The sequence below is a fragment of the Mesorhizobium hawassense genome, assembly GCF_003289945.1.
GTDB classification, from domain to species: domain Bacteria; phylum Pseudomonadota; class Alphaproteobacteria; order Rhizobiales; family Rhizobiaceae; genus Mesorhizobium; species Mesorhizobium hawassense.
On sequence record NZ_QMBP01000008.1, the window covers coordinates 107,216 to 133,601 of the forward strand.

A 26,386-nucleotide genomic window follows, 5' to 3' on the forward strand; every position below is an offset into this window, starting at 1 on the left:
GTTGCAGATAGGCCGGATGCAATGAATCAAATCACAGCCCTGCAGCCAGGAATGCTTCGAACCAACCTCAGGGGGCAGATCCGGCAGACACAGCTTCCGAAATGGAAGGCGCTCCTTCCGCTGTTTGAGGCGGTAATGAACTCTTTTCAAGCAATTCAGGACGCGAAGTCCGATAGGCGGCATCGTGTCACGATAGTCGTGGAGCGCGACGAAGACCTGCTCGGCGAGGACACCGCCCCTATCGTCGGCTTCGAGATCAGTGATACCGGCATCGGCTTCACTGACGAGAACTTTGACTCTTTCAACACGGCGTATTCGGAACATAAGTACGAACGAGGCGGGAAAGGCCTCGGCCGATTCATGTGGCTCAAGGCTTTCCAGACAGTTCGCGTCAGGACGACTTTCCAGGCTCACGACGGCGATGACGAACCAAGTCACTGGCTGCGGGATTTCGAGTTCGGCTTCGACTACGACCCCGACGTGGCCAGCGCGACCCAAATCGATAGCGGTACATCAGGAACTACGGTCAGACTCGGGGGCTTCCTTTCGCCTTATCGCGAGGAATGCCCGACCGACATCGAGATACTGGCGCAGCGACTGGCCGAGCATTTTATTCTAGTGTTGATGCAGCCAGAATGCCCCGAGATCGAGATTCGTGACGGCGGCATCAAACTGTCCCTCAACAAGGTGTTCGACGAGAACTTCCATCGCGGCGGGCACAACGAGAAATTCGAGATAGCCGGACAAAGTTTCCGCATCGACGGGTTTCGCCTACACTCGCCTCGCGCATCGAAGCATCGCCTAATCTACGCGGCGAACTCCCGCGCGGTGATCACCGAAAGGCTCGACCAGTTCATCCCGAACTTCGTCGGACGGCTGCAAGACGAGAAGGGAAGCAGCTTCGTCTATCTCGCGGTGGTCCAAGGGGACTACCTCAACGAAAGGGTCAACAATTTCCGCACCGACTTCGACATCCGCGAGGAACTGGAGGACGGACAAGGCGATCTGCTTCAAGCGGAAGACCTGCGCCGGTCCGACATCCGGACGGAATGCCTTGCGTTCGTACAACGGGACCTGGCCGAACTGATCGACAGCCTTAACGCTGCAAAAGCCAAGCGGGTCCGAGATTACGTCCGAACGGAAGCTCCACAGTACAAACCCCTCCTTCGCTACCTAGACCAGTTCATAGACTCAATCTCGCCGAACGCCTCCAAAATGGACATGGAGTTGGCGCTGCACCGAGAACTCCATCAACGCGAGGTCAGCCTAAAAAGGGAAGGTTCGCGCATACTAACCGAGGCAGCAAGGCAGGACGACTACGAAGGCTACCGTCAGCGCCTGTCGGAATTCATGGAACGTTCGAACGAACTCGGCGTCTCGGCCCTTGCCCAGTACGTATCCCACCGCAAGATCATCATCGAGCTGTTGGAGAAGGCCCTCTCCAACGACAAGCGAACGGGCAAGTATCCGCTCGAAGAGGCCGTTCACAATATCCTGTTCCCGATGAGGGCGACGGACCAAGATATCCTCTATTCGCAACAGAACCTGTGGATCATCGACGAACGCCTCAACTTCCATTCGTTCATCGCTTCGGACCGGCCTTTAAACTCCCACACCGATTTTACCTCGGAATCGCGGAAGCGGCCGGATCTTTTCATCTTCGACCGGAAGATTGCATTCTCCGAAAAGCCCGACGATGGGATGCCTCTCAATAGCATCACCGTCATCGAGTTCAAACGACCGCAGCGGGACGACTACACCGGGGACGACAACCCACTCAGACAAGTGTTCGAACAGATACAGCTCATTCGGGGTAGCCAATTCAAGGATGACAACGGTCGGCCGTTGTCGGTTGCTGGGGACAAGATTCCCGCTTTCGCCTACGTCGTCTGCGACATCACGGCTAGCATGCACGCCGAGCTGAAGATGTCGGACGCTATGCCCACGCCAGATCAACGCTCCTATTATGGATATCACCGCACCTTCGGGATCTATTTCGAGGTCATCGACTACGGCCGGCTTCTTGCGGATGCCAAGCGTCGCAACCGCGTCTTCTTCGACCGCCTAAACCTCATGGACGTGGAGCGACCCTAGAATTCGGCCGAAAAAGGTCGCGCCGCGAGAACGGAGACATCCAGGATATCGTTTCGATCGGGGGATTGCGGCGCATCGGCTACGACGCTCTTAGCCTCCAGCCAAACGAGCTCAGTTATAGTTTCACTACCGCTTAAGCCGAATGGCAGCTTCTGGGAAATCGCGGAAATATCTTGAATGGCCGATATGAGGAGCAAAACTGCCGCTCTCTCAGCAACAACCCCAACCATCAGTGATATCGGCCCTCACCGAAAAATCGAAGTTGAACTGCACTAATTCCCATACTTGAGTTTTAGGTATAGTTTGTTGAGAGGGAGGACTTGGTACGTGGCGGCGCGCTTTCTAGGACAGGCAGCAATCGAGATTCCACAAGACTTTCAGTGTTTTGTGGAAGGCGCGTTAATTCGACTACAGGTCCAATATCCGTCGCTGCGGTTTTCGGCCTCCAGTCACGGCGTAGAGGTAGAAGAGCTTCCGCCGGACAGGCTGGACGATCTGCGAAAGAACGTCCTTCACGCCATCTATCGTGAGAAGATCTACTCGGAAACGCTTCCGCTGCGACATGCGTTGATCGGGGCGGTCACCGCCAGATGACCGTGTGGCCACTCAAATTTAGAGATCTCCCGAACGGAACGCTCCTGTTTAGCGACGATGCCGGTGGTTTTTTTCTCGGAAGCGGCGAGTTTCTAGGTAGATACGCACGCGATGCGCTCTCACCCGACGACCTGAGATTTCTTCGAGGCAATGGACACACGTTTGAACGCGAAGGCGATCCTGATTGGACATCCTTTGCCTATCGTTGGGCGGGCAGGCAATCGAAGCAGCAGGAGCTCTCGTATCTCATTCTCGTCCCGACTTTGCGTTGCAATCTGACATGCGGCTATTGCCAGGTTTCCCGGGCCCCTGAGGCCGCGCGCGGCTTCGACTGGTCCAATGAAACATTGAACGCCTCCCTCGACTTCATCGGCAATTTGAAAGGCCCGGACATCAAGATCGAATTCCAGGGGGGAGAACCATTGCTTCGCGTTGATCTCCTCGAGCAAATTCGGGCTTTCACCCGTTCGAAATTTCCGCGCAGCCAGTTTGTCGTTTGCACCAACCTTCAGCGCATGGGCGAGGTGGAGTGGGCCTTTCTTGATCAGCCGGACACGTTCGTCAGCACGTCATTGGACGGGAACCACGAGACACATACCCGGCAGCGCACTGGCGACGGCCTGGCTACGGACACCTTCTTCGGAAACATGGCTGAAGCTGTGCGGCGCCTCGGTCCCGGCAAGGTGTCCGCCCTGCCAACCATCGATGTGGAGCGTCCGCCAGATTTCGAGGACCTGGTAGAAAACTTCGAGCACTACGGGATACAGTCGATCTATCTGCGACCTATTAACCACCAAGGCTTTGCACGTCGCCGCAAGAACGAACCGAATGCGATCGCCCGATGGAATGCGCTCCATTCGGATTTCGTCGATTTCCTCATTATCCGTAATCACCGAACCGGCCGATACGTGGAAGAGTACTATTTCAGCCAGTGCCTGCGGCGATTTCTGCGATCCGGGACCGACGATCATGTCGATCTTCGCAATCCAAATTTCTCAGCGTCCGACTACATCGTCGTTGACCATGATGGGCAGTTGTACCCGACGGACGAAGCCCGGATGTTGTCGCGCATCGGGCGTGTCGACCTGTCGATCGGAACGGTGGCCAGCGGCGTTGACCAGAAGAAAGTGCAGCTTCTAAACAGTGCATCGATCAACAATTTCGATGCCGACTGCATCCACTGTGTTTATCAGCCTTTTTGCGGCACGGACGTCGTCGACGATTTGTCGCGCGACGGCCATATCGATCTCATTCGCAGTGAGACGTGGTTCTGCAGACGGCATATTTCTCTATTCGACAAAGTCGTAGAGGTGATGACGCGTCGCGACGACGCAGCTCGGCAATCCGTCGCCAAATGGGCCGGAGTTCCGTCCTGGGGAGATCACATGGTCCCGGTCCACGCATGATCCCGCTTCGCCTCAAAATCGAGACTGACGCGATCGATCCATATGTGGTTCGACTCCGGTCCTTCGAGGGCGTTGCCCACGACACGCCAACGCTCAGCTCGTTCGATGCGGTACTGGGTAACGCAACCGGCGAAAGTGCGGACTTTTCGGGCGGAGAGAGAACCCTCCGTGTCTTTGGAATAGACGCCAGTGATGTAAATGGCGACGTGCTGTTCGTTGTGCCTCGACGTGGGACTGCACACCGTCTTATCCGGGCAAATTCCCGTCACAACACACTGCTTGTCACTGAACGGTGCGACCAGCTTTGCTTGATGTGCTCGCAGCCACCGAAAAAGCAGCATGTCGACATGTTGCCGTATTTTGAGACGGCAGTCCTGCTCTCGCCAGAAAACACAACGATTGGTCTATCCGGCGGAGAGCCGACGCTGTTCAAATCGGAACTGCTGGAATTCCTAAGACGAATGCTGGCAGCGCGGCCTGACATTGATTTCCACGTTCTGACCAACGCGCAACACTTTGACCGCGATGACCTGGCCAAGCTCGGCGAGCTAGATTTAAATCGTGTCCTTTGGGGTGTTCCTGTCTACTCGAGCGATCCTTACGTTCATGACGGGATCGTGGCAAAGCCGGGCGCGTTCGACAAAGTCAGAGAAGGCCTGTCAATCCTTTGTCAGGCCGGCGCAAAAATCGAATTGCGTACTGTGCTTATGAAGCCGAATGCAGCCGGCCTGGCGGATCTGGCCGGGTTCGTGACGACATCGCTGCCGTTCGTCGACAAGTGGGCGATCATGCAGCTTGAGAACATCGGCTACGGCAGGCAGAACTGGGACTCGTTATTCTTCGACAGTTCCAGAGGTTTTGACACAGTTGGAAAGGCGCTCGATCTCGCCATCAGCCGCGGAATCAACGCCATGTTGTATAATTTCCCGCTATGCACCCTTCCGCCCAACTACAGGCCATTTGCTCCGTCGACGATTTCAGACTGGAAGCGAACCTACGTCTCGGAGTGCGCTGGTTGCGGACTGCTTGACGATTGCGGCGGCTTCTTCGAATGGCATCCGAAAGCGCATGGGTACGAAAGGTTCGGCGTCACATGAGAAAGCGGCTCTTTACTATTCCGTCGTTGCTCGCAGCCGGCTTCATGCCAATCGAGAGCACCGCAATGCCGATCGCTCCATTCAATGATGGAGGCAAGTCGAAATCGTTGTTCGACATTTTCAAGCTGGATCACAAATTCACATTGGCGGGGCATAGTTCGCATTCGAGCCACAGCTCCCACAGCAGTCATCGATCTTCCACGGGAGGTACCTACTACCCGCCTGCTGCACCCGTTTATCAGCCTCCAGCGCCGGTGTATCAAGAGCCCGCGCCAACCTACCAAGCGCCGACTGCCCCTCCGCCGGCTGCAGCACCTCTGGTTATGCTTCCTGGTAACGCCGCCAAATTCAAGGAGATCGTCCTCCAGGTTCAGTTCGCGATGCTGTCGTTCGGCTATTATAATGGCGAGTTGGATGGAAAGATGAGCCCTGCGATGCGATCTGGCCTTCTGAAAATGCAGTCGGATTACAATCTGAAGGTGACCGGCACCATTACGCCGGAGACACTGAACGCCTTGCGCATTACAGCGGATTAATTTCACCGAAAACACACAGCTTGTCGGCGCAGCAAAACGAATGATAATGTTGCATTATCAGCTACTTATCCGCGCTGGCGCGACATCGTATTGGTTAGAGTTCTCTGTTGGCGCTTCAGACGAAGTCATGTCTTAGGGATGCTCTTCAAAAGCGACTATTTGGCTGAATGGAGGCGTAAAACGCACCACCTTGCGCTTAGCCGGTACCAGTTCGCCGTCTGTCTGCCTGATCTTCATCGCATTGAGGGGTAAATTCTTCCCCGATTGCGGCGATAAGGGCGGACACGCGGGCACGCACTCGCGGAGGAAGTCGAACAAGACGCTCGATCAAGCGTCGACCTTCTGCGCTGGCAATGAAGCCAATGCGCTCATCGACTGGTAGATGTGAAGACTCATGGCCGCTCTCACCATTCTCCGGAAGGCCTTCGAAAAACCGACTGACGGGGACGCCTAGCGACCTGCCAATCTCGTAGAGCATGGACGCGCTCACTCGGTTCCTAGCGGTCTCGTATTTTTGGAGCTGTTGGAAGGTGATTCCTATCGATCGGGCGAGCTGAGCCTGTGATACGTCCGACTGCACGCGAACCGTCGCGATCCGTCTGCCGACACGCACATCGGCCGGGTGAGGGTCACGCCCGGCCTTTGGCTTTTGCGCAGCCTGGGACGGGCTAGAGCGTTGAGGCTTCAACAACGCGTTCGATGCTCCAACAGGTCATAGGGTAGAAAATCCGTCGCGAACGGTTCTGGGTTTTGTGTCAGCCGAATTTTCGCGCAGGCGGCACAGCTATCCTGCCGGCGTATCCGGATATTTCGATCCCGGTGCCGAAGGCACGCGAGCGGCTTGCGAAACCCTCGAGAATATCTCGCACAACGTGTCCGGCGGCGGGGATGGGAACCAATTTTCCCGTTTCGGATCCGGTGCGTTCATTTACCTCGCCGATCACGACCGGCAAAAGGTCTATGTTTTCGAGCGTCCCATTCGCATCATAGCGGCAAGCCGCGACAATGCTCTGCCAGACTTCCGGAGGATCCCATTCGCCCTCATCCGGATGTACGTGAAACAGGAAATTTCCGAGACCGTAGAAGATTGGCGAGCCATTGTAGATTTCCACGGCCTGAAGAACCGGGGCACCGTGGCTGACAAAAAGGTTCGCACCGGCATCGATGCATGTGCGGGCAAAGGCCTGCACCCAGAGCGGTACATCCTGCCAACCCGGTTCCCAATGGTGGTGGTGCAGATACGCGATCACAAAATCGCCTTGCGCTGCCGCCTGACGGATGGCGGACAAATGGATGCTCGCGTTTGCCTGGATCGACTTCGACCATGCGGCCGAAGTTGGCGGCTTGAGTGAATACGGTGCCGTAGAAATTGAGCTCCCTGTCGCTCGCCACCTCCGGCGGATCCTCCGGCTGCGCATAATTGGTCAGTTCGAATGGAGAGCTTTGCAAATGGCCTCCAAGCCGTGCCAATCGCCGGAAATGCCCGTCCGGCACCCCGATTTTCCGAACGGTCTTGAGTCGGTTGACGCCAGGGCGAGCCGGGCGAAAGGCCGTGTGGTTCTCGGCATACATGCTGGACGGCCCCGGACCCGCATCGATCGCGAGAAGGGCGACGTCGCGTGTACCTAGCCGGCGGCGGCCCGGTTTGCGGGCATCGGTCGCGTCGACCCCGATGCCCGCATGCAGGAAGCCCCGGCCCTGCACTTCCTCTAGCGTCGAGAGGACGCCGCCAGCACCGAGATCGAACGCGTGGTTGTTTGCCAAGGCGAGCGCGTTGAAACCGATGTCCTGCAAGGCATCCAGCACTTCAGCCCTGGAATAGCCGAAGTACCTGCCTTTGGTCGGCCAACCACCATGTTTGCCGAGGATCGTCGACTCGAAATTCGTGAAGACGACGTCACCTTGCCGCAAGAAGCGTACAACCTCCGCGAACCGTTCGTCTTGAACATGACGGATGTCATGCGTGATCAATGATTGGCCGGTTACGACCGCACAAAATGGGTCTCTCATGGAACTCGCCTTTTGGTCGTGAAAGGTTTGGCGCCGACACTCGGCCAGCACCACATCGAAGTCGGCCGCGAGGCCGGGCTATTTTGGCAGGGCCGGAGAAATGTCCGTCTTGAACCACTTCAGGCTCAACGCCTTGATAGTCCCATCCTTGGTGGCAGCGTCGAGCGCCGCATTGAACTTGGTGAGCAGCTCGCTATCGTCTTTGCGCATGCCAGCGCCAACACCCGGACCCCAGAGACCACCATTCAGCTCCGGTCCGAAAAACACCGCAACCGATCCACCAGGTGCCTCCAGGAAATCGCGCCATGTGAAATAGTCGGCGAGGCCGCCGTCGACGCGCCCCGCGGTAAGGTCGAGCTTCAAATTGTCGAGACTGTCATAGCTGCGAATGGTGACGACATCGCCGAGGAGCTGCTTCACAACAGCCTCGGAGTTCGATGAACGAAGAACACCGATGGCTTTGCCGCTGAGGGTGGACCTGAGCCGCTCGATCGTTGCCTTCTCACTGTCTCCAACTCTGGAGAGATTGACTTTCTCTTTGGTGTCGCCGGCATCGAGCCCAAGCTCTTTGCGCACGACGAACTGGTTGTAGCCGCTGGCGTAGGGGCTGGAGAATGCGATCTGCTGCTTGCGCTTCTCGGTGATCGCCATTCCGGACATTATGACGTCGTATTTCCCCACCAGCAGCGCGGGAATGATCCCGTCCCAATCCTGCGCAACGAAGGTGCATTTGATTTTGATGCGGTAGCACAACTCGAGACCGACATCGACATCGTAGCCGTAAAGCTTTCCATCCGAGTCTGTCCCGTCCCAGGGCGGCGACGCACCTTCGGTAGCGATCGATATCGTTCGCTCGGTACCGGCACGAGCCGGCAATGCCGCGAGCAAGGACGCGACAGAAATGGCAATAGCCAAGGGCATGCGCATAGAGCACCTCTTTCTTTTGGTTTGGGTGGGAAGGCAGCCGTAAGGCTGCAGCGTCACGGCACGAGTGTCGTGATCTCGTGGTCAGGCAAGGTCGGACGGAGCCGCGCCTTGCGTCTTTGCTTTGGAGTGTTTTCGTTCGAAAGCCGCCGTTCGAGGAACTGGGTCGCTTTCACGGCGAGCGTCGTGAGCGCCAGATAGATCGCTCCTGCGACGATGAAGACCTCGTAGGGCGCGAAGGTAGCCGACACCATCTGTCTCGCCATGCCGGTTAACTCGAGCAGCGTTACCGTGCTTGCCAGCGATGAGCCCTTGATCATCCCCACGACTTCGTTTCCGTAAGCCGGAAGCGAAATCCGGAAAGCAATCGGAAAGGTGACAAGGCGGGCGATCTGCAAGCGTTTCAGGCCAAGCGCCTTTGCGGCCTCAATGATACCGGTCGGCACGGACTGGAGACCGCGGCACAGGATTTCGGTGGTGTGCGCCGCGCTGTTTAGCGAAAAAGTGAACAGGGCGCACCAGAGAGGGTCTTTAAGGATCACCCAGAAGACGCTGGCGCGCACAGCGTCGATCTGGCTCAAACCATAATAGAGCAGGAAGAGCTGAACCAGCATGGGCGTACCGCGGATGACATAGGTGTAGGCCAGCACCGCGTAAGAGACGCTCGGGCGTCCAAACGCGCGGGCGAACGCCAGCGGCACCGACAGAAGAAATCCGGCCGTCAGCGACAGGACTGTCAGGGTCAAGGTGAGACCGATGCCTGAGGGCAGTACCCGTAGAGCGTCGAACATCAAGCCAAAGTTCATGGTGGCGCCCCCCTATCGACTGAATGCGGGATAGCGCCGCTCCGCCAACCGGATCGACAGCAAGGTGATCGTCGTCAAGGAGAGATAGAAAGAGGATGCTGCAAGGTAGAAGGTCAACGGCGCGCGCAAGGATCCGGCGCCGACATAGGCAACGCGCATGATGTCGGTCAGGCCGACGACAGAGACCAGTGCCGTATCCTTGAAGAGCGATATCCAAAGATTGCCATAGGCGGGCAGCGCCAGCCTCAGCATCTGCGGACCAACGATGAACAACCAGCGCCGCCAGGAATTCAGGCCAAGCGACTTCGCTGCTTCGATCTGCCCCGCTGGCACCGCCGCAATCGCACCGCGGAAAACTTCGGTCGCATAGCCGCTGAAGACAACAGTAAGCGCGATGACCCCTGCAGTGAAAGCGTTCACCTCGACATACCTGCCAGCGATCTTGCTGGCGAAGGTGGTTCCGCCAAAATAGATGAGGAGGATTATGAGGAGCTCCGGAACACCCCGAACCACGGTCGTGTAAGCGGTCACGACACTTCTGAAACGGCCTGCAGGCGTGCCTTTCGAGATGGCCAACAGCAGGCCGAATAGGGTTCCGAGGAAGCCACTAACAAGAGCAAGGCCGACGGTAACCATGAAAGCGGCAGCGAATTGAGCAGCAAAACCGCCCATGAGGCTCATCCATCGGTTTGCAATATCGCAATATATGCCGCGTCTTGCCACGGCAAATCTACGGCTTTTGACCTGATATTGCGAAATCTTCTAAGGATAATTCTGCAATAGATTTGCAGGATTTCCTCCACATTACCGACATTGCCTGTTTATTCAATCTATAACTTTCAGAAATCTTGGTATAATGGCTAATTATATACGCTATCCCTCCAAACAATCTGAAAGAGAGAGACTGCTACTCGTCTGGCCAAGCCAGGACCGCGCAGGTTGAGGGAATTTAATTCCCGACATGCCAGGCGATGCCCACGGTCGGCGCCATTTTCAAGAGCGGCTTTGGTGCCGCAGGGCAAGAACCCTCACGACGGCATGAGAGCTGACGTGCTAGCTGAGCCCGCGTTCGACTACTCCGCCTTGAGGGGCGCGCAAAATAGCGTGGCCGGATCGCTCTCAAGCACCTTTGCGATCTTCTCTGCCACGTTGAGAGAAGGGTTTTTTTGCCCTCGCTCTATGCCGCCCATGTAGCTGTACGCAAGGCCAGCCTCGGTTGCCAGGGTTTCAAGAGTCATGCCGCGCGCCTTCCGGACTCGACGAACGTTTGCTCCAAAAATCTCCGTAAGGCGCATGCGCGCATAGGCACAAGCAAACCCTCCTCTTTACCAGTCACTATAGTGACTATATGGTGATGGATTCGGAGCTTGCTTGGCGGCTTTAGTTTTAAGGCGCTCGGCCCCGAACCAATTCTCAGCTCGGTCCGCCAAGTCAATTCACAGTGGCTCGGGCGTTCTCGGGAAAAGGGCGTAAAATGGAGTTGCTGCAAAGCGGCTTGAAGCTCCGACAACTGCAGGTCTTTCGTCAGGTGTTGCGGACCGGATCGACGAGGCAGGCAGCTGCTGCGCTCGGGATAAGCCAACCTGCGGTCAGCCAGCACGTGAAGCAGCTCGAGGCCGCCCTTGGCATAGCTCTCTTTGAAAGATCGACCAACCGCATTATTCCGTCGAGGAAAGCCTGGGAGCTCCTGCGGAATGTGGAATTGGCCCTGACTTCCATGGACCGCCTGGAAGCGTCGATTTTCGCGATCAAGAACGACGAGAAGCAGCGGATCGCAATTGCCGCACCCGCCGTCTTCGGTTTCGTGACATTGCCGAAGGTTGTAGCGACTATCCGATCGAAGACGGCTTCGAGTGTCCGGTCAATTTCGGGAAACTACGAGCAGGTGGGTGAGCATATCCTGTCGGGGCGGGCAGATCTTGGAATCTCGAGGTTGCCCCTGGATCCCCGGCTGTTTGAATGGGCACCAATCGGTTCGGCACACAATGTGTGCATCTTCCACCCCAAGCATCGTTTCTCAAAGAAATCATGTGTCGAGGCGCACGACCTGGAGGGGGAACAGATCGTCGATATCGACCCTCAGTTTGCGTCGCATCAAATGAACTTCAACGCGCTGCGCTTCGCTGGGATCGAGCCGGACATACTGGTGGAATACGATTGCAATGGTTACGAGGTCGGCTTCGTCTCGGCCGGTCTCGGTGTTTCCATCACCAACGAAATCATTGCCCGCGAATATGCGGCGTTCGAGCTGGAAGCAAAGCCGGTGGAGCCCTCGGCACTCTATCACTACGTTGCGGTCTGGCAGAAAGGCAGGGTCTTTTCCAACGTGTTGGAAGTCTCTCTCGAGGCAATCCTGTCGGCCTTTCATCCGGCGGCGCAAAGTGGACCTGCTGTTCTCCCGATACACGCCGCTGCCCGCGGTGCTGACCGTCCCTCCTAACGGCTCCGGACTAACCCTTCCGCTCATGCTTTGCCTTCGCGAAGCCGCGATCCGTCGCGATGAAACGCTCGAGCATGGGCACGATCAAGCGCAGGGGATCGGTGGAGGATTGCCCCGCTTCGCGTCCGAGAATTTCGGCATATCGGGTCAGGTCGCGATGCAGCGGCGCCGGAAGCTCGATTGTGACTTTGACAGGTTTGTCCTCGGCAATGGGGCCGAGTTTCAGCTTCGCCATTTCAGCCTCCGTATGGTTCGAGCACGAGATCGCGGGTGACGAGAACGCGCACTGGAAAACCCGGGCGAATGTCGAGCGTCGGCGCTATCTGGAGTTGGCGCTGGACGATCTGCTGGCCAACCTGGCTGACACTGTCGGAGGCGCCGCTGCGCAGCGCGCGCACAATATCGCTTTCCTGACCCGACGAGCCAGCCTCCGCCCCAACGCTGAGGATGGTGGAAAGCGCAGCCGCCTTGAACAACTCAGCCCAGTGATAGTCGACACCATCCTCTAGGCCGGCATAGCCCTGCGCATCAGCGCCGGGCTGACGCTCCAAAACGATCGAGCGACCATTGGGGAAGATCAGCCTGCTCCAGACAAGCAGCACGCGTCGCTGCCCGAAACCGACGCCGTTGTCATATTCCCCGATAACACGTGTCCCTTGGGGGATCAGCAACGCCCTTCCCGTCGGACTGTCGTAAATGTTTTCGGTCACCTGAGCGGTGACCTGACCGGGAAGATCGGAACGGATACCTGTGATGAGAGCTGCCGGGACGACCGCTCCGGCCTGAAGCACATATGGCGATGCCGGTGGCATGACATGGTCCGGCGCCACGGTGCGGCGGTCAGCGGCCAAGTTCAGGAAGGCAAGCTGGCGATCCTGCTGTTCGGCGGGCTCCAGACCGGCAAGGTTCGGTGTGGCGATATCGCTTGGCGGTTCGGCTGTAGCTCCGCCTCTCGCCGCTGTCTGGAAGAAGACCTGCGATGTTCGTGCCGCCTCCTCTTCCGCTCGCCGGCGTTGTTCGGCCTCGTCAACAGCGGGCGTCGCGATGGTCGGCGTGACAACGGGCTGCCCCTTGTTTCGCGCATCGAGAATCGGGCGGCCGAGATCTCCGGGCAGCGGCGGCCCAAGGATCGGGCCGGCATAGTCGCGGGGCAGGCTAGCCAGCCCATCTGCGGGCTGCCGGTTGGAGGTCGAATAGAGCTCCTCGCCCTTTGAGCCTCTGTCACGGGTCTGAAGCGCGTATATCAGCGCGCCGCCAATGCCGAGCGATGTGGCGAAGGCGACGCCGGCGAGCACCTTGCGCGACAGGCGGGTCACTCGCGGCGGGTCGGCGCGAAGCCGCATGGGAGCGGCCGCGGTTTCGTTCTCGCTCATGATTGCTCCCCTCCCCTTTGACTCGGTGGATTGGTGACTTTCGACGCAGAACTAGAGGTCGGCATCAAAGGCAATCGATCCTTCGTGATCCCGTCGCTTCGGACGATCCTCACGGTTTGTTGTTGTTTGCCACTGCCGAGGCGCAGTTCGGCCGCGCCGAAGAGACGGTCGACAATCAGAATGTTCTGGAAGACCCGGCTGTTGACGATTTGGGCTTCGCCGTCCGCGCCGATGACGAAGATCGGCGGCATCTCACCCTGTACGATCCCGTGCGGGAACTCGACGTAGACGCGCCTGCCGTCGTCATAGACGGCGACGGGCTTCCAGGGCGGCTTGCCACCTGTGAGATCATAGCGGTAGTTGCGCTGGACGGTATCCGGGATCATCGGCGTGGCAGGAACAACCTGCCGCCGATCGGTTGGCTGCGCCGGGTAGGCCCATGCCACGGCCGGCATGTAAGGCTTTTCGCCTGCCCGCAGCTCGATCATGTAGCTGCGCCGGTCGGTGGTGACGACGAGATTGGTGGTGATGTCGGCGCGCGAGGGCTTCACCAGCACATGGACGCGCCGGGTCACGCCTGAACCGCTCTCGGTATCACCGATGATCCAGCGCGCGGTGTCTCCCGCCGCAATCGGTCCGCCTCCTGTCAGGTTCTCGCCGGGCTCAAGAGCGATGTCTGTTATCTGCCCGGGTGCGGCATAGACCTGGTAGAGAGCCCCTTCGCTCCAGGGATAGATCTGGATGGCGTTGTAGTATCCCTCGCGTCGCGGCTGGACGCGCGCGGCCGCGTTGGCGTTCACGACGCGCGCAGTCGGTGTATCGCCAGCCGCACCCCCCAGCGTTGGCGTCCAGCCCGGCGGAATGTGTGGCGGCTTGGGTTTTTGTTCGGCAGGTCCTGCCGGCACGCGTGGCAGCGGCGGCACGTAGGAATCATAGCCAATCTGTGGCGGTTTCTGGAGCTTGGCACAGCTCGTGAGTACGAGCCCCGAGAGGAGCGCCGAGGCGAGTACGGATCCACGAACGGCTGGAAATGCGACGGCAGGCAGTGCGAGGCTCATTGGCTCATCTCCCGCGACCAATTGATGGCGTTGACGTAGATGCCGAGAGGGTTCACGCGAAGCCGTTCGGCGTCATGCGGCGGCAGGACTACGATTGTGAGGATCGCGGTCCAATGCTCCGTGGTGGAGAGCTGACCGCTTTCGTAGCGACGCTCGGTCCAGGCGACGCGGAAGGAATCCGCGGAGGCACGGATGACCGAAGAGACCTCGACCGCCACCTGCTGCTTGCCGACTTTGGAAAAGGGGTCGTTTGCACGAGCATAATCATTGAGCGCCGTCGCACCCTGGTCGGTCGTCCATTCGTAGGCGCGCAGCCAATCCTGGCGCACGATGATCGGATCGGCCGGGATCGATCGCACCTGCTCGACGAAGCGGGCGAGGTGCCAGGCGATTTGCGGATCGGTCGGCTTGTAGTCGGCAGTCGCCGGCGCGACCGTCTGCGCCTGTCCGAGCGCATCGACCTGGACCACCCACGGCACCACTGAGCCGCGTGCTGACATCCACACGACCGAGCAGGCGAGGCCAGCCGAGAGGATCAGCGACCCGAAGGCCATGTACCGCCAGTTCCTGGCTTGCACGCGGGCGGAACCGATGCGCTCGTCCCAGATCTGCGACGCCTTCTGATAGGGCGTCTCCGGTTGAGCTGATTTGCCGTAGTGGATGGTGGGCCGTCGAAAGATGTTCATTGGTCATTTGCCTTCCGAGAGAGAAATCGATGTGCCGCTGCCGTGGGCTTCGCCAGCACGCACGGCATGCGCTGTGGTCTGGACGCCATGTGATAGGCGCTGCGATCGCTGCATGCGTTTGGCCCAGTCCGGTGGGCTCTTGGCCACGCTGCTCGTCTGGCCGCCGCGGCCGAATGACGGATCATTGGCTGCACCAGCCCCGCCTCCGACGGTCCCCAGGGTCGATGAACCACCGGTGGCCTCGACGGCCGAATTGACCCCGGAAGCGAAGCTCGACTTCATGGATTGGCTGGCGCGCGCGGCGGCGCGCTTGAGCGGCGAGGCAGCAGCTGACACACCAGCGCCTGCAACGCCGCCCAGCCCGGAGGCGATCCCCGCGGCACCGGTCTGGCCGGCGGAACCGAGAGCATAGGCGGCAGACGCGCCGCCTGCGAGAGATGAGCCGCTCCGTGCCGCCAATGGCGCTGCAGACAAAGCCGCACTACCGCCTCGCATCGCGACACCAGCAGTGCCGCCGGCGACGAGCGCCATGCCGCCCGCCGCGAGACCCGTTCCAACGGCCGCTCCCGCCCCAAGCTGCGGTCCGCCGGAGACAAGACCGTTGGCAATGCCGGGACCGAAGATACCGAGCCCAAGCAGTGACAGCGCCGCCAGCACGATCGCCATCGCCTGATCGATTGTCGGGTTCTCGCCGCCGAAGCCCTGGGTGAACTCGCCAAACAGCGTCGAGCCGATGCCGATGACCACGGCAAGCACAAGCACCTTGATGCCCGATGAGATGACGTTGCCAAGCACGCGTTCGGCCATGAAGGCCGTCTTGCCGAAGAGACCGAAGGGGATGAGAACAAAGCCGGCCAGCGTCGACAGCTTGAACTCGATCAGGGTGACGAAGAGCTGCACGGCCAGGATGAAGAAGGCGAGCAGGACGAGCGCCCAGGCGAAGAGCAGGCAGGCGATCTGGATGAAGTTCTCGAAGAAGGACACGTAGCCCATCAACCCCGAGATCGCCTCAAGCAGGGGTCGTCCGGCATCGAGGCCGGTTTGCGCGACCTTGCCCGGACGAAGCAGATCCTGGACTGAAAACCCGGTGCCGCTCGCCTTCAGCCCGAGCCCCGAAAAGCTTTCGAAGACGATCTGAGCAAGGCTGTTCCAGTTGGAAATCAGGTAGGCGAAGACGCCAACGAATAGCGTCTTCTTGACGAGCCGCGCGAGAATGTCGTCATCGGCGCCCCAACTCCAGAAGAGGGCGGCGAGCGTCACGTCAATGACGATCAGGGTGGTGGCGACAAAGGCGACTTCGCCACCAAGCAGGCCGAACCCACTGTCTATGTAACGGGTGAAGGTGGCGAGGAATTGGTCGATGACGCCGGTGTTGCCCATGCCTATCGCGCCTCCGGCGAGGTCGCATCTTTCGGCGAGGTGACCGGCCCAGACGCCGAGGTCGCAAATGGCGCATTAAGCCCGAGGAACCGGTCGCGCTGTTCGGCCCACAAGCGCAAACAACCGCTGTCACGCAAAGCGACCTCACCCAATGCCTGGCAGCGGCGCAGACCCTCGCGGGGCGGGCTCGGCGCCAAAGCGGCAGGCAACTGAGTAGCGGCATCGTGCGGCCTTTCCTCCTTCCGGGTCATCTCAAGCGCGGTCGCCGTAACGGCGACCGCGACAAAGATGACGGCGACGACGCGGGCGAGTGACTTTCCATCCACGGTCGGAACCCTCAGCGATTGAACATTGTGGCATTGCCGGCCTGGTAGCCGGAGCCGGCGGTGAGGAAGCGACGGCGCTGCTCGCGGCCCTGGTCGGCGGCGGCGGCACGTTCCGCCTCTGTCAGCGCCTGGGCGCGCCCGTTGGCGGCGACGACGGCGGTGAGGTCCGCGAGCTGCTGCGCCTGAAGCGCGAGGAGCTGGTTGCCGGCCTGCGTCGCCTGCAGCGCGCCGGTCGCTGATTGGCTGGCGCCGACAAGCGTCGACATCTGCGTGCGATTGGTGTCGATATTTCCGACCACGCCCGCCTGCACGCGCATGGCGTCCTGCAGACCGCCGACCGTATTCTGCCAGCGCGAGCGCGCATCCGTGACGAGTTGCTGGTCGGATGCGGAGAGCGAGACGCTGCCATATTGCTGCTGGAACGCCTTGTCGATCTGCTGGACGTCGAAGGCGACGTTCTGCGCCTGGCTGAGAAGCTGCTGCGTGCGCTGCACCGATTGCTGCAACTGCTGCAGCGAGGAGAAGGGCAGGCTCGCGAGATTGCGGGCCTGGTTGATCAGCATCTGGGCCTGGTTCTGCAGCGATGTGATCTGGTTGGTGATCTGCTGAAGCGATCGCGCCGCCGTCAGCACATTTTGCGAATAGTTGGACGGATCAAAGACGATGAATGCCTGCGCCGGCGCAGTCACCATCAGCGAGGCCGCGACCGGTGCGGCGAGCAAGGTGGCGGCCAGCAACACAGCGCGAGAGCAGTTTCCAAGGCTATTCATGATTGGAGTTCCTTTTCAGCTTGCGGTGGGGACGTGGAAAGATCGGGAATGAGGTCAGCGGCCCAGCCGACGTTTCGGGCCCGCAGCCAGGCTGCGAGGAAGCCGTCGCGTCCGTGTTCGTCGGCGATGCTGGCGATCAAGGCCTGATCGGTTTTTGAGGATGCGGCGCAGAGCGCCAACCCAACTTCGGACAGGCCAAGTTCGAAGAGGCGGTTGCCACGCCGGGACTGGCAGTAGTAGTCGCGTTTCGGCGTTGCCCGCGCCAGGATCTCTATCTGACGGTCGTTGAGGCCGAAGCGGCGATAGATCGCCGTGATCTGCGGCTCAATCGCGCGTTCATTCGGCAAGAGCAGCCGGGTCGGGCAGCTCTCGATGATCGCGGGCGCGATGTTCGAATTGTCGATGTCCGACAGCGACTGTGTGGCAAAGATGACGCTGGCGTTCTTCTTGCGCAGCGTCTTCAGCCATTCCCGCAACTGGCCGGCGAAACCTTGGTCGTCAAGGGCGAGCCAGCCCTCGTCGATGATGAGCAATGTCGGCCGTCCGTCGAGCCTGTCACCAATGCGATGGAAGAGGTAGGAAAGAACCGCCGGTGCGGCTCCGGTGCCGACAAGACCCTCGATCTCGAACGCCTGCACGGATGCCGCGCCAAGGTGCTCAGCCTCGGCATCGAGCAACCGGCCGTAGGGACCGTCGATGCAATAGGCGCGAAGGGCCAGTTTCAGATCGTTCGCCTGCAAAAGCACGCTGAGGCCGGTGATGGTGCGCTCCTCCACTGGCGCCGAGGCGAGCGAGGTCAACGCGGCCCAGATGTGTTCCTTGGCATCCGGGGTAATAGCGATGCCTTCGCGCGCCAGGATCGCCACGACCCAGTCGGCGGCCCAGGCCCGCTCGTAGGTGTCGTGTATGCGCGCAAGTGGCTGGAGCGAGACCGAAGCTTCCGTACCTTCTGTGAGTTCGCCCCCGAGATCGTGCCAGTCGCCGCCCATGGCAAGTGTCGCGGCGCGGATCGAACCGCCGAAATCGAAGGCGAAGACCTGGGCCTGCGCATAGCGGCGAAACTGCAAGGCCATCAGCGCCAGCAGCACCGACTTGCCGGCGCCGGTGGGGCCTACAACAAGCGTGTGCCCCACGTCGCCGACATGCAGGGACAACCGGAACGGGGTCGAGCCCTCGGTCTTGCCGTAAAGCAAGGGGGGCGCACCGAAGTGCTCGTCCCGTTCCGGCCCCGCCCACACGGCAGAGAGGGGAATCATGTGGGCGAGATTGAGTGTCGAGATTGGCGGCTGGCGGACATTGGCGTAGGCGTGTCCGGGCAATGAGCCCAGCCAGGCGTCGACGGCATTGATGGTTTCGACCATGGCCGTGAAGTCGCGGCCCTGAATGACCTTCTCGACGAGACGAAGTTTCTCATGCGACACGCGCGGATCGGCGTCCCAGACCGTGACGGTCGCAGTGACGTAGGCCATGCCCGCCACGTCTGCCCCAAGTTCCTGCAAGGCCATGTCGGCGTCGGCGGACTTGTTGGCGGCGTCGGTGTCCACGAGCACGGACGGCTCGTTGGTCATGACCTCCTTCAGGATCGCCGCAATCGACTTGCGTTTGGCGAACCATTGCCGCCGTATCTTCGTCAGCAGCTTGGCGGCATCAGTCTTGTCGATCAGGATCGCGCGTGTTGACCAGCGATAGGGAAAGGCGAGCCGGTTGAGGTCATCAAGCAGACCCGGCGTGGTCGCGGTCGGGAAGCCGACGATGGTGAGCACGCGAAGATGCTGGTCGCCAAGGCGCGGTTCGAGCCCACCGGTCAGTGGCAGGTCGGCCAGCAGCGCATCGAGATAGATGGGTGTCTCCGGGACGCGCACGCGATGGCGCTTGGTCGAGACCGTCGAATGCAGGTAGGTCAGCGTCTCGCTGTCATCGAGCCAGCGGCATTCCGGCATGAAGCCGTCGAGCAGGGAGAGCACGCGCTTGGTGCGATCGACAAAGGCGCGCAGGACTTCGTTGGCATCTATGCCGGATTGATCGCGTCCCTCGTAGAACCACGTCTCGGCGCGGGCGGCTTCCTCGGCCGGCGGCAGATAGAGGAAGGTGAGGAAGTAACTCGATACGAAATGAACTTCTTCTTCTTCGAACTCGGCCTTGCGTTCGGCGTCGACCAGGCGAGAGGCGGGATCGGGAAACTGGCTTTCAGGATAGGTCGCGGCGTCGTGCCGCTGCGCCTCGACAAAGAGGCTCCAACCCGAACCGAGGCGACGGACGGCATTGTTGATGCGCGAGGCCACCGCGACCAGTTCGGCCGCGACGGCAGATTCGAGATCCGGCCCGCGGAACGTGGCGGTTCGCTGAAAGCTGCCATCCTTGTTCAGCACCACGCCAGGGGCGACGAGCGCGACCCATGGCAGGTAGTCGGCAAGGCGGCTGACGGTGCGGCGATATTCGGCAAGGTTCATCATGATCGCGCCCTCAAACAGACAGATGAGCGGGGAGGCGCAGATGCCGGCGGCCGACTTCCACGAACAGCGGATCGCGCTTGGCGGCCCAGACCGCCATGAAATGCCCAAGCGCCCAGATGATGAGACCGACCAGCCAGAGGCGCAGGCCAAGGCCAACCGCACCTGCCAGTGTGCCGTTCAGGATTGCGATGGACCGGGGTGCGCCGCCTAGCAGAATATGCTCGGTCAGTGCCCTATGAACGGCGACGGTGAAACCGGGCACCGCGTCGAGCTGTTCGAAAGCGGTTGCCATCAGATCAACGCTCCGCCGCCAAACGAGAAGAACGACAAAAAGAAGCTCGACGCGGCGAAGGCGATCGACAGGCCAAAAACGATCTGGATCAGCCGCCTGAAGCCGCCGGACGTATCGCCAAAGGCAAGCGTCAGGCCGGTGACGATGATGATGATGACGGCAATGATCTTGGAGACCGGCCCTTCGATCGACTGAAGGATCTTCTCGAGTGGCTGCTCCCAGGGCATCGACGAGCCGGCGGCATTGGCGGCCGGGGCCACCATGAGAGAGATGACGAGGGTTGTCGCCGCCGTAGCCAGCTGCTCGCGGGAAAGCTTGCGGATCATGATTTGTCTCCTGTGTTGTTCGGGGTGGCTTGGGAGATGCGATAGTCGCCGTCGGGTCCAAGCCCATCGATGCGTGCGAGTTCGGTCAGTCGCCGCGCGGAACCGCGTCCCGACAGCACAGCGACAAGATCAATGGTCTCTGCGATCAGCGCGCGCGGCACCGTGACGACGGCTTCCTGGATGAGCTGCTCGAGACGGCGCAGCGCCCCGATCCCGGATCCGGCATGGATGGTGCCGATGCCGCCGGGGTGTCCGGTGCCCCATGCCTTCAGAAGGTCAAGGGCCTCGGCGCCGCGCACCTCGCCGATCGGGATGCGGTCGGGTCGCAGGCGCATTGAGGATCGGACCAGGTCGGAAAGCGTAGCGACACCATCTTTTGTGCGCATGGCGACAAGGTTGGGCGCGGCGCACTGGAGTTCGCGCGTGTCCTCGATGATGACGACGCGATCGGCTCCTTTCGCGACTTCGGCGAGCAAGGCATTGGTGAGCGTCGTCTTGCCCGTGGACGTGCCGCCAGCGACGAGGATGTTTGCGCGGGCAGCGACGGCAGCGCGCAACATCGCCGCCTGGTCGTCTGTCATGACGCCAGCCGCCACGTAGTCCTCGAGTGTGAAGATCGCGACAGCTGGCTTGCGGATGGCGAAGGCCGGCGCGGAGACGACCGGCGGCAGCAGGCCTTCGAACCGTTCTCCGGTTTCGGGCAGTTCAGCAGAGACCCGTGGAGAGCGCGGATGCACTTCCGCGCCGACGTGATGAGCTACCAGCCGCACGATGCGCTCGCCATCGGCGGCAGACAGCACCTTCCCCGTCTCGGCCAGACCTTCGGTGAGGCGGTCCACCCAGATACGGCCGTCGGGATTCAGCATGACTTCGACGACCGCGGGATCGTCCAGCAGCCGTGCTATTTCGGCTCCGAGCGCTGTGCGCAGCATGCGCGAACTGCGCGCGCGGCCTTCGGAATTGCTGGGTGAAACCACGATCCGGTCCCCGTTTCAGTCGGGAACCTCTGAGGCCGTCCCCGCTCGGAGATGATCAAGAGAGCCAGAAATCGGGTCGATTCAACAAGTTTCCGTTGCCGTCGTATGGTGGCGTGCAAAGACAGGCGGACGGCGGTGCTGTTGTTGTCTTCCTCCGGTTCAAGAACGGTGCTGGAACGAATCCGTCAGGCCGCGAGCGCTACTCGCGAGGGGGCGGGTCGGCATGATTGTCGGCAGCGTCGGCATCGACATTATCGGCTTGTCGAGCTTGCCACTGATCATGTTCTTCGCCGTCGCCGGTCATCTGTCGACGTCCCCACCGAATTCGGGGTGGATGCACCGTTCACATGGCGCATTTTTCGTAGGCGCTCTAATCGTCTTTCGCATAATTCCCTAATTGTGCCACGGCACGATAACCTAACTTTCACACAGCATAACTCCCTAGTGAAAGCACGGCGCAAAACCCGAATAGTCGCACAGCGGGAAAACCTAAGATTGCCCATCATGGCACGGCCGCATGAGAAATTGGCTGAGGCGCTCTCCGCACTTCAGACCGGCCCGCCGTTGGCCGACCTGGCTTGGCTGGGGAACATGGCGTGTCGTTTCATACGCGATTACGTATATCTAGTTTTTATACGTGAACGCGTATAGCTTCGCAATATACGCAATCGCGTATATTGACAGAATATACGCGACCCCGTATAATGACGCCTGGAGGTCCACCATGACCGATCAGATCGCCCGCAACGAAAAACAACTCGGAGCCATCCTGCGTCGCGCCCGCAAGCAGGCCGGCCTCGCGCAAGGGGCGCTTGGCGATCAGATCCACTTACGCCAGGGCACGGTATCGCGCCTTGAAGCCGGAGAGCCGGCTGTGCAGCTTCGTACAGTGATGGCGGCACTCTCTGCTCTCGGCCTTGAACTCGTCGTTCGCACACGCAGCAAAGGCAACGCCGCTGACGTCGAGGACCTGTTCTGATGGCGCGGCGACCGGCCCATACGCCGCTGAATGTCTTGCTGAACGGGCGTCTGGTGGGCGTTTTGCGCAGAGCATCGACGGGCGCGATAGACTTCCAGTACGCCCGCGAATGGCTGGACTGGCGCGGCACCTTCCCGGTCTCGCTCTCGCTTCCTTTGCGGGAGGATCGCTATATCGGCGCGCCGGTGATCAACGTTTTCGACAACCTTCTTCCCGACAATGACGCCATCCGCAAGCGTGTTGCCGAACGCGTCGGCGCTGATGGCACGGACGCCTACAGCATGCTCTCCGCGGTCGGGCATGATTGCGTCGGCGCGCTGCAGTTCCTGCCTGACGGCATCGATCCCGGCACCACAGGCAGCATCGACGGCAAGCCAGTCTCCAACGAGGACATCGCCGGAATAATCGAAAACCTTGCCACCGCTCCTCTCGGTCTGGGCGAGGACGAGGATTTCCGCATCTCGATTGCGGGCGCCCAGGAAAAAACCGCGCTGCTGCGCAAGGATGGAGGCTGGTTCAAGCCGATCGGAACGGCCGCGACCACCCATATTCTCAAACCACAGATCGGCCAGTTGCCGAACGGTATCGACCTCTCCCATAGCGTTGAGAACGAGTATCTGTGCCTCAAGCTGCTCCAGGCCTTCGGCGTTCCCGCTGCTCAGGCAGAAATCGCTGATTTCAGCGGACGGCCCACGCTGATCGTCGAGCGTTTCGACCGGCTGTGGGCTCGCGATGGCCGCCTTTTGCGCCTGCCGCAGGAGGACATCTGTCAGGCGCTGTCGGTGCCGCCCACACGCAAGTATCAGTCCGAAGGCGGCCCCGGCATCACTGAGATTGTCGAGCTTTTGAAGGGCAGTGACACGCCCGAAGAAGACATCACCGTCTTCATGCGCGCCAGCGTTGTGTTCTGGCTGATCGGCGCTACCGATGGCCACGCCAAGAATTTCAGTATCTTTCTCAGCCCTGGCGGGCGGTTCCGTATGACGCCCCTCTATGACGTACTGACCGCACAGCCCAGCTTTGATGCCGGGCAGATCCCTCGAAAGAAATTCAAGTTGGCGATGTCAGTCGGCAAAAGCCGGCATTATTCGGTCCATGAGATTATGCCCCGCCACTTCATCCAGACCGCGGACATTGCCGGCGTGGGTACACCTGTCATACGCGGAATTTTCGAACAGATCGCTGCAAACGTGGAGAAGCAGGCCGATATCGTAATCTCCTCATTGCAACCTGGCTTTCCCGAGCAGGTTGTCGAGTCAGTCAGATTGGCTATAGGCAAGCGCGCAAGTCTTCTCGCCGACGCAAATTGATCACGGTCTGCTGATCATCATCGGCATCATCGTCATCGGCCCGCATCGCTATCGTCGCGCTGCCAATCATCGCCATCACCATGGCGAAGATCGCCATCGACCTTATCGTATTCCGCCCTCGTCCATCGGATTGATATCCTCCGAAATCTCCTGCCGCAGCTTCGGCCCCTTCGCCAGCCGCCGGCCCAGGGCAGTGACAAAGGCCTCGTAGCGTTCCGCTGCCTTGGATCGCGCAGCCTGTGCTGCTGGCTCGGGCAAGGCGGGTGTGGTCGCCAACCAGAAGCGGACGAACACGGCCAAGGTCTCTACCGCGATGCCGATATCGCGTTCCTGCCTGGCCAGACGCCGATCGAACTGGTCGAGGCGTTTGGAGATCGCGGCCTCGCGACGCTCGTCGGCGTCGGGCGACAGGAAAGATGCGATGGCAGCCTCTGCGATCATGGACTGGGATTGTTCGCGCCGCGACGCATAGTCGGCGAGCATCGTCATGACGGGCGGATCAAGATAGACGGAAATCTGCACTTTTTTCTTACGAGCGGTCATGGCGGCTACAACTCCATGCCGTCATCGGGGTCCAGCGAAACCTGACGCGCCACGCCCTCTGCGAGGCGAGCCAGACGTCGATTGCTGACGGCATCATCGTCGCCATCATCCACCGGGTCGATCTCGAACTCGTTCTCGATCGCGGCCGTCTTCTCGACTGGCGGCGCGCGATTGAGTTCGGGCTGTTGGCGCTGCTCGGATCCCGTCGGATCTTCATCGTCCTGTCGCGGCGAACCTTGAGAAGCGTCGACCGCGCGGCCGGCCAGGACCGGCAGGTGGCTCCAATCATCGGGATGTCTCCCTTCCGTACGGACCAGTTCGGGTGGCGGCAGCACGCGCTCCTGGAAGCGGGCATCCTCGTAGTAGCGTACCTTCTTTGCTCGGATCGGCGGCGTACCCGCCACCATCACGATCTCGTCGGTCGGTGGAAGCTGCATGACCTCTCCAGGGGTCAGCAACTGGCGGGCGGTCTCTTGCCTCGACACCATGAGATGTCCGAGCCAGGGCGACAGCCGGTGCCCGGCATAGTTCTTCATTGCCCGCATCTCGGTTGCGGTGCCGAGCGCGTCAGAGACACGCTTGGCGGTTCTTTCGTCGTTGGTCGCGAAGCTGATGCGAACATGACAGTTGTCGAGGATGGAGTTATTTGGGCCGTAAGCCTTTTCGATCTGATTCAGCGACTGAGCGATCAGGAAGCTCTTCAGCCCATAGCCTGCCATGAAGGCCAGCGCGCTCTCGAAGAAGTCGAGGCGGCCGAGCGCTGGAAACTCATCCAGCATGAGCAGCAACCGGTGGCGGCTAGTCTTTGTGTGCAGGTCCTCGGTCAGGCGACGTCCGATCTGGTTGAGGATGAGGCGTATGAGCGGCTTGGTCCGATTGATGTCGGATGGCGGCACGACCAGGTAGAGCGTCGCCGGTTGCTTGCCGCCGACGATGTCGGCGATCCGCCAGTCGCAGCGCCTTGTCACCTCGGCGACGACGGGATCGCGGTAGAGACCGAGGAAGGACATCGCGGTGGAGAGTACGCCCGACCGTTCATTGTCGGATTTGTTGAGCAGCTCGCGCGCAGCACTGGCGATGACCGGGTGCGGACCCGCTTCGCCAAGATGCGCGGTTCGCATCATCGCCGCCAGCGTCGATGCGATCGGACGCTTCGGATCGGAGAGGAACGCGGCAACGCCGGCCAGCGTCTTGTCCTTCTCGGCATATAGGACATGGAGGATCGCGCCGACCAAGAGCGCGTGACTGGTCTTTTCCCAGTGGTTTCGCTTTTCCAGGCTTCCTTCTGGGTCGACCAGAATGTCGGCAATATTCTGGACGTCACGGACCTCCCATTCGCCGCGACGGACTTCCAGGAGTGGATTGTAGGCCGACGATTTCGAATTGGTCGGATCGAAGAGCAGCACGCGACCGTGCAGAGCGCGGAAGCCGGCGGTGAGCTGCCAGTTCTCACCCTTGATGTCGTGGACGATCGCGGAACCCGGCCAGGCAAACAGCGAAGGCACCACCAGGCCGACGCCCTTGCCGGACCGGGTCGGAGCGAAGCACAGCACATGCTCGGGTCCATCGTGGCGCAAGTAGTGGTGATCGTAGCGCCCGAGCACGACGCCGTCGGCGCCGAGCAGACCAGCCGCCTCCACTTCCCTCTTTCCGGCCCATCGAGCCGAACCATAGGTGTAGACATTTTTGACTTCACGCGCCCGCCACACCGACATGCCGATCGCAACAGTGATCGAGAGGAAGCCCCCTGACACGGCGATCAGGCCGCCTTCCACGAAAACATCCGGAGCGTAGGCGTCGTAAAAGTACCACCACCAGAACAGGGAAGGCGGATAGTAGACGGGCAGGCCGGCCAGATCGAACCAGGGCGGCCCGAGTTGTGCCTGGTAGCCAAGTCTCCACGCGGTCCATTGCGTCGCTGTCCAGATCGTCAACAGGACGATCAGGAAGACCGTGAGTATCTGGCCCCAGAGGATTTTGGTGGCGGACATGGCATGATCCCTTCT

Annotated in this window: 28 protein-coding genes and 1 pseudogene; 8 read left to right on the plus strand and 21 right to left on the minus strand. The window is 60.4% G+C overall.

What is annotated here, in order from left to right; translation table 11 throughout:
• The first annotated feature begins 21 nt into the window (after positions 1 to 21).
• From DPM33_RS17790 to hxsA, 5 genes are all read left to right on the plus strand, one after another.
• A complete protein-coding gene (locus DPM33_RS17790) occupies positions 22 to 2,094 on the plus strand; it encodes an ATP-binding protein (RefSeq protein WP_112098754.1) in 2,073 nt (690 codons plus the stop codon).
• Between the two features lie 327 nt (positions 2,095 to 2,421).
• Positions 2,422 to 2,688, plus strand: coding sequence for a hypothetical protein (locus DPM33_RS17800; RefSeq protein WP_112098756.1), 267 nt, complete (start codon positions 2,422 to 2,424; stop codon positions 2,686 to 2,688).
• Complete coding sequence (gene hxsB, locus DPM33_RS17805) at positions 2,685 to 4,094, plus strand: His-Xaa-Ser system radical SAM maturase HxsB (RefSeq protein ID WP_112098757.1); 1,410 nt, start codon at positions 2,685 to 2,687, stop codon at positions 4,092 to 4,094. Before DPM33_RS17800 ends, hxsB begins: the two co-directional genes overlap by 4 nt.
• Positions 4,091 to 5,191: a His-Xaa-Ser system radical SAM maturase HxsC gene (hxsC, locus tag DPM33_RS17810; RefSeq protein WP_112098758.1), complete on the plus strand. Its 1,101-nt coding sequence runs from the start codon at positions 4,091 to 4,093 to the stop codon at positions 5,189 to 5,191. The genes hxsB and hxsC overlap by 4 nt, the downstream gene beginning before the upstream one ends.
• A complete protein-coding gene (hxsA, locus tag DPM33_RS17815; protein WP_112098759.1) occupies positions 5,188 to 5,727 on the plus strand; it encodes a His-Xaa-Ser repeat protein HxsA in 540 nt (179 codons plus the stop codon). The genes hxsC and hxsA overlap by 4 nt, the downstream gene beginning before the upstream one ends.
• 196 nt (positions 5,728 to 5,923) lie before the next feature.
• Here the strand turns inward: hxsA and DPM33_RS37765 are convergent, their stop codons facing one another.
• The 7 genes and pseudogenes from DPM33_RS37765 to DPM33_RS17845 form a co-directional block, all read right to left on the minus strand.
• Positions 5,924 to 6,340: a helix-turn-helix domain-containing protein gene (locus DPM33_RS37765; RefSeq protein WP_425373538.1), complete on the minus strand. Its 417-nt coding sequence runs from the start codon at positions 6,338 to 6,340 to the stop codon at positions 5,924 to 5,926.
• 142 nt (positions 6,341 to 6,482) lie between these two features.
• Entirely contained in the window at positions 6,483 to 7,016 is a 534-nt protein-coding gene (locus tag DPM33_RS37620) for a CapA family protein (protein ID WP_342634350.1), read from the minus strand.
• A gap of 304 nt (positions 7,017 to 7,320) precedes the next feature.
• Positions 7,321 to 7,737 (minus strand): annotated as a pseudogene (locus DPM33_RS37625) (CapA family protein); the annotation flags it as partial.
• A 78-nt stretch (positions 7,738 to 7,815) separates the two neighbouring features.
• Complete coding sequence (locus DPM33_RS17830; protein ID WP_112098761.1) at positions 7,816 to 8,664, minus strand: transporter substrate-binding domain-containing protein; 849 nt, start codon at positions 8,662 to 8,664, stop codon at positions 7,816 to 7,818.
• 53 nt (positions 8,665 to 8,717) lie between these two features.
• Complete coding sequence (locus tag DPM33_RS17835; RefSeq protein WP_112098762.1) at positions 8,718 to 9,467, minus strand: ABC transporter permease; 750 nt, start codon at positions 9,465 to 9,467, stop codon at positions 8,718 to 8,720.
• Between the two features lie 12 nt (positions 9,468 to 9,479).
• Positions 9,480 to 10,139, minus strand: coding sequence for an ABC transporter permease subunit (locus tag DPM33_RS17840; protein ID WP_112098924.1), 660 nt, complete (start codon positions 10,137 to 10,139; stop codon positions 9,480 to 9,482).
• A gap of 401 nt (positions 10,140 to 10,540) precedes the next feature.
• A complete protein-coding gene (locus DPM33_RS17845; RefSeq protein ID WP_112098763.1) occupies positions 10,541 to 10,762 on the minus strand; it encodes a helix-turn-helix domain-containing protein in 222 nt (73 codons plus the stop codon).
• A gap of 179 nt (positions 10,763 to 10,941) precedes the next feature.
• Here DPM33_RS17845 and DPM33_RS17850 point away from each other — a divergent pair, with 179 nt between their 5' ends.
• Positions 10,942 to 11,907 (plus strand): LysR family transcriptional regulator, encoded by a 966-nt coding sequence (locus DPM33_RS17850; RefSeq protein ID WP_112098764.1) that lies wholly within the window; start codon positions 10,942 to 10,944, stop codon positions 11,905 to 11,907.
• Positions 11,908 to 11,917: 10 nt separating this feature from the next.
• On the opposite strand, the gene DPM33_RS17855 is transcribed toward DPM33_RS17850, so the two are convergent.
• Genes DPM33_RS17855 through trbB form a run of 11 tightly spaced genes read right to left on the minus strand, consistent with a single transcriptional unit; the run spans position 11,918 to position 21,503 of the window.
• Positions 11,918 to 12,142 (minus strand): DUF2274 domain-containing protein, encoded by a 225-nt coding sequence (locus tag DPM33_RS17855; RefSeq protein WP_112098765.1) that lies wholly within the window; start codon positions 12,140 to 12,142, stop codon positions 11,918 to 11,920.
• A gap of 1 nt (position 12,143) precedes the next feature.
• Complete coding sequence (locus DPM33_RS17860) at positions 12,144 to 13,280, minus strand: TraB/TrbI/VirB10 family type IV secretion system protein (RefSeq protein WP_112098766.1); 1,137 nt, start codon at positions 13,278 to 13,280, stop codon at positions 12,144 to 12,146.
• Complete coding sequence (gene trbG / locus DPM33_RS17865) at positions 13,277 to 14,338, minus strand: P-type conjugative transfer protein TrbG (protein WP_112098767.1); 1,062 nt, start codon at positions 14,336 to 14,338, stop codon at positions 13,277 to 13,279. Before trbG ends, DPM33_RS17860 begins: the two co-directional genes overlap by 4 nt.
• Positions 14,335 to 15,024, minus strand: a complete 690-nt coding sequence (gene trbF, locus DPM33_RS17870) for a conjugal transfer protein TrbF (RefSeq protein ID WP_112098768.1) — start codon at positions 15,022 to 15,024, stop codon at positions 14,335 to 14,337. Before trbF ends, trbG begins: the two co-directional genes overlap by 4 nt.
• A gap of 3 nt (positions 15,025 to 15,027) precedes the next feature.
• On the minus strand, positions 15,028 to 16,404 hold the full coding sequence (trbL, locus tag DPM33_RS17875; protein WP_112098769.1) for a P-type conjugative transfer protein TrbL: 1,377 nt from the start codon (positions 16,402 to 16,404) through the stop codon (positions 15,028 to 15,030).
• A 2-nt stretch (positions 16,405 to 16,406) separates the two neighbouring features.
• On the minus strand, positions 16,407 to 16,730 hold the full coding sequence (gene trbK-alt / locus DPM33_RS17880; protein WP_112098770.1) for a putative entry exclusion protein TrbK-alt: 324 nt from the start codon (positions 16,728 to 16,730) through the stop codon (positions 16,407 to 16,409).
• Between the two features lie 11 nt (positions 16,731 to 16,741).
• Positions 16,742 to 17,500, minus strand: coding sequence for a P-type conjugative transfer protein TrbJ (trbJ, locus tag DPM33_RS17885; RefSeq protein WP_112098771.1), 759 nt, complete (start codon positions 17,498 to 17,500; stop codon positions 16,742 to 16,744).
• The gene (trbE, locus tag DPM33_RS17890; RefSeq protein WP_112098772.1) at positions 17,497 to 19,953 is read right to left on the minus strand and encodes a conjugal transfer protein TrbE; all 2,457 of its coding nucleotides are present in this window, start codon (positions 19,951 to 19,953) and stop codon (positions 17,497 to 17,499) included. The genes trbJ and trbE overlap by 4 nt, the downstream gene beginning before the upstream one ends.
• Before the next feature lie 10 nt (positions 19,954 to 19,963).
• The gene (locus DPM33_RS17895; RefSeq protein WP_112098773.1) at positions 19,964 to 20,245 is read right to left on the minus strand and encodes a VirB3 family type IV secretion system protein; all 282 of its coding nucleotides are present in this window, start codon (positions 20,243 to 20,245) and stop codon (positions 19,964 to 19,966) included.
• Complete coding sequence (locus DPM33_RS17900) at positions 20,245 to 20,571, minus strand: TrbC/VirB2 family type IV secretion system protein (RefSeq protein WP_112098774.1); 327 nt, start codon at positions 20,569 to 20,571, stop codon at positions 20,245 to 20,247. The genes DPM33_RS17895 and DPM33_RS17900 overlap by 1 nt, the downstream gene beginning before the upstream one ends.
• Complete coding sequence (gene trbB, locus DPM33_RS17905; RefSeq protein WP_112098925.1) at positions 20,568 to 21,503, minus strand: P-type conjugative transfer ATPase TrbB; 936 nt, start codon at positions 21,501 to 21,503, stop codon at positions 20,568 to 20,570. Before trbB ends, DPM33_RS17900 begins: the two co-directional genes overlap by 4 nt.
• A gap of 769 nt (positions 21,504 to 22,272) precedes the next feature.
• Here trbB and DPM33_RS17910 point away from each other — a divergent pair.
• Both DPM33_RS17910 and DPM33_RS17915 read left to right on the plus strand, forming a co-directional pair.
• Positions 22,273 to 22,527, plus strand: a complete 255-nt coding sequence (locus DPM33_RS17910) for a helix-turn-helix domain-containing protein (RefSeq protein ID WP_112098775.1) — start codon at positions 22,273 to 22,275, stop codon at positions 22,525 to 22,527.
• Positions 22,527 to 23,837 (plus strand): type II toxin-antitoxin system HipA family toxin, encoded by a 1,311-nt coding sequence (locus DPM33_RS17915; RefSeq protein ID WP_112098776.1) that lies wholly within the window; start codon positions 22,527 to 22,529, stop codon positions 23,835 to 23,837. Before DPM33_RS17910 ends, DPM33_RS17915 begins: the two co-directional genes overlap by 1 nt.
• Here DPM33_RS17915 and DPM33_RS36290 read toward each other — a convergent pair.
• Genes DPM33_RS36290 through DPM33_RS17925 form a run of 3 tightly spaced genes read right to left on the minus strand, consistent with a single transcriptional unit; the run spans position 23,797 to position 26,371 of the window.
• Entirely contained in the window at positions 23,797 to 23,934 is a 138-nt protein-coding gene (locus DPM33_RS36290) for a hypothetical protein (protein ID WP_167449123.1), read from the minus strand. The two genes, DPM33_RS17915 and DPM33_RS36290, sit on opposite strands and share 41 nt — an antisense overlap.
• A 5-nt stretch (positions 23,935 to 23,939) precedes the next feature.
• Entirely contained in the window at positions 23,940 to 24,380 is a 441-nt protein-coding gene (locus DPM33_RS17920) for a CopG family transcriptional regulator (RefSeq protein WP_112098777.1), read from the minus strand.
• 5 nt (positions 24,381 to 24,385) lie between these two features.
• Complete coding sequence (locus tag DPM33_RS17925) at positions 24,386 to 26,371, minus strand: conjugal transfer protein TraG (protein WP_112098778.1); 1,986 nt, start codon at positions 26,369 to 26,371, stop codon at positions 24,386 to 24,388.
• Between the last annotated feature and the right edge of the window lie 15 nt (positions 26,372 to 26,386).

What these genes read in the sequence shown, in the direction of transcription:
- DPM33_RS17790 (WP_112098754.1), top strand. Translation starts at nt 22, where the DNA reads ATGAATCAAATCACAGCCCTGCAGCCAGGAATGCTTCGAACCAACCTC.
- hxsB (WP_112098757.1), top strand. Translation starts at nt 2,685, where the DNA reads ATGACCGTGTGGCCACTCAAATTTAGAGATCTCCCGAACGGAACGCTC.
- hxsC (WP_112098758.1), top strand. Translation starts at nt 4,091, where the DNA reads ATGATCCCGCTTCGCCTCAAAATCGAGACTGACGCGATCGATCCATAT.
- hxsA (WP_112098759.1), top strand. Translation starts at nt 5,188, where the DNA reads ATGAGAAAGCGGCTCTTTACTATTCCGTCGTTGCTCGCAGCCGGCTTC.
- DPM33_RS17830 (WP_112098761.1), bottom strand. Translation starts at nt 8,664, where the DNA reads ATGCGCATGCCCTTGGCTATTGCCATTTCTGTCGCGTCCTTGCTCGCG.
- DPM33_RS17835 (WP_112098762.1), bottom strand. Translation starts at nt 9,467, where the DNA reads ATGAACTTTGGCTTGATGTTCGACGCTCTACGGGTACTGCCCTCAGGC.
- DPM33_RS17840 (WP_112098924.1), bottom strand. Translation starts at nt 10,139, where the DNA reads ATGGGCGGTTTTGCTGCTCAATTCGCTGCCGCTTTCATGGTTACCGTC.
- DPM33_RS17845 (WP_112098763.1), bottom strand. Translation starts at nt 10,762, where the DNA reads ATGCGCCTTACGGAGATTTTTGGAGCAAACGTTCGTCGAGTCCGGAAG.
- DPM33_RS17850 (WP_112098764.1), top strand. Translation starts at nt 10,942, where the DNA reads ATGGAGTTGCTGCAAAGCGGCTTGAAGCTCCGACAACTGCAGGTCTTT.
- DPM33_RS17855 (WP_112098765.1), bottom strand. Translation starts at nt 12,142, where the DNA reads ATGGCGAAGCTGAAACTCGGCCCCATTGCCGAGGACAAACCTGTCAAA.
- DPM33_RS17860 (WP_112098766.1), bottom strand. Translation starts at nt 13,280, where the DNA reads ATGAGCGAGAACGAAACCGCGGCCGCTCCCATGCGGCTTCGCGCCGAC.
- trbG (WP_112098767.1), bottom strand. Translation starts at nt 14,338, where the DNA reads ATGAGCCTCGCACTGCCTGCCGTCGCATTTCCAGCCGTTCGTGGATCC.
- trbF (WP_112098768.1), bottom strand. Translation starts at nt 15,024, where the DNA reads ATGAACATCTTTCGACGGCCCACCATCCACTACGGCAAATCAGCTCAA.
- trbL (WP_112098769.1), bottom strand. Translation starts at nt 16,404, where the DNA reads ATGGGCAACACCGGCGTCATCGACCAATTCCTCGCCACCTTCACCCGT.
- trbJ (WP_112098771.1), bottom strand. Translation starts at nt 17,500, where the DNA reads ATGAATAGCCTTGGAAACTGCTCTCGCGCTGTGTTGCTGGCCGCCACC.
- trbE (WP_112098772.1), bottom strand. Translation starts at nt 19,953, where the DNA reads ATGATGAACCTTGCCGAATATCGCCGCACCGTCAGCCGCCTTGCCGAC.
- DPM33_RS17895 (WP_112098773.1), bottom strand. Translation starts at nt 20,245, where the DNA reads ATGGCAACCGCTTTCGAACAGCTCGACGCGGTGCCCGGTTTCACCGTC.
- DPM33_RS17900 (WP_112098774.1), bottom strand. Translation starts at nt 20,571, where the DNA reads ATGATCCGCAAGCTTTCCCGCGAGCAGCTGGCTACGGCGGCGACAACC.
- trbB (WP_112098925.1), bottom strand. Translation starts at nt 21,503, where the DNA reads ATGCTGCGCACAGCGCTCGGAGCCGAAATAGCACGGCTGCTGGACGAT.
- DPM33_RS17910 (WP_112098775.1), top strand. Translation starts at nt 22,273, where the DNA reads ATGACCGATCAGATCGCCCGCAACGAAAAACAACTCGGAGCCATCCTG.
- DPM33_RS17915 (WP_112098776.1), top strand. Translation starts at nt 22,527, where the DNA reads ATGGCGCGGCGACCGGCCCATACGCCGCTGAATGTCTTGCTGAACGGG.
- DPM33_RS36290 (WP_167449123.1), bottom strand. Translation starts at nt 23,934, where the DNA reads ATGGCGATCTTCGCCATGGTGATGGCGATGATTGGCAGCGCGACGATA.
- DPM33_RS17920 (WP_112098777.1), bottom strand. Translation starts at nt 24,380, where the DNA reads ATGACCGCTCGTAAGAAAAAAGTGCAGATTTCCGTCTATCTTGATCCG.
- DPM33_RS17925 (WP_112098778.1), bottom strand. Translation starts at nt 26,371, where the DNA reads ATGTCCGCCACCAAAATCCTCTGGGGCCAGATACTCACGGTCTTCCTG.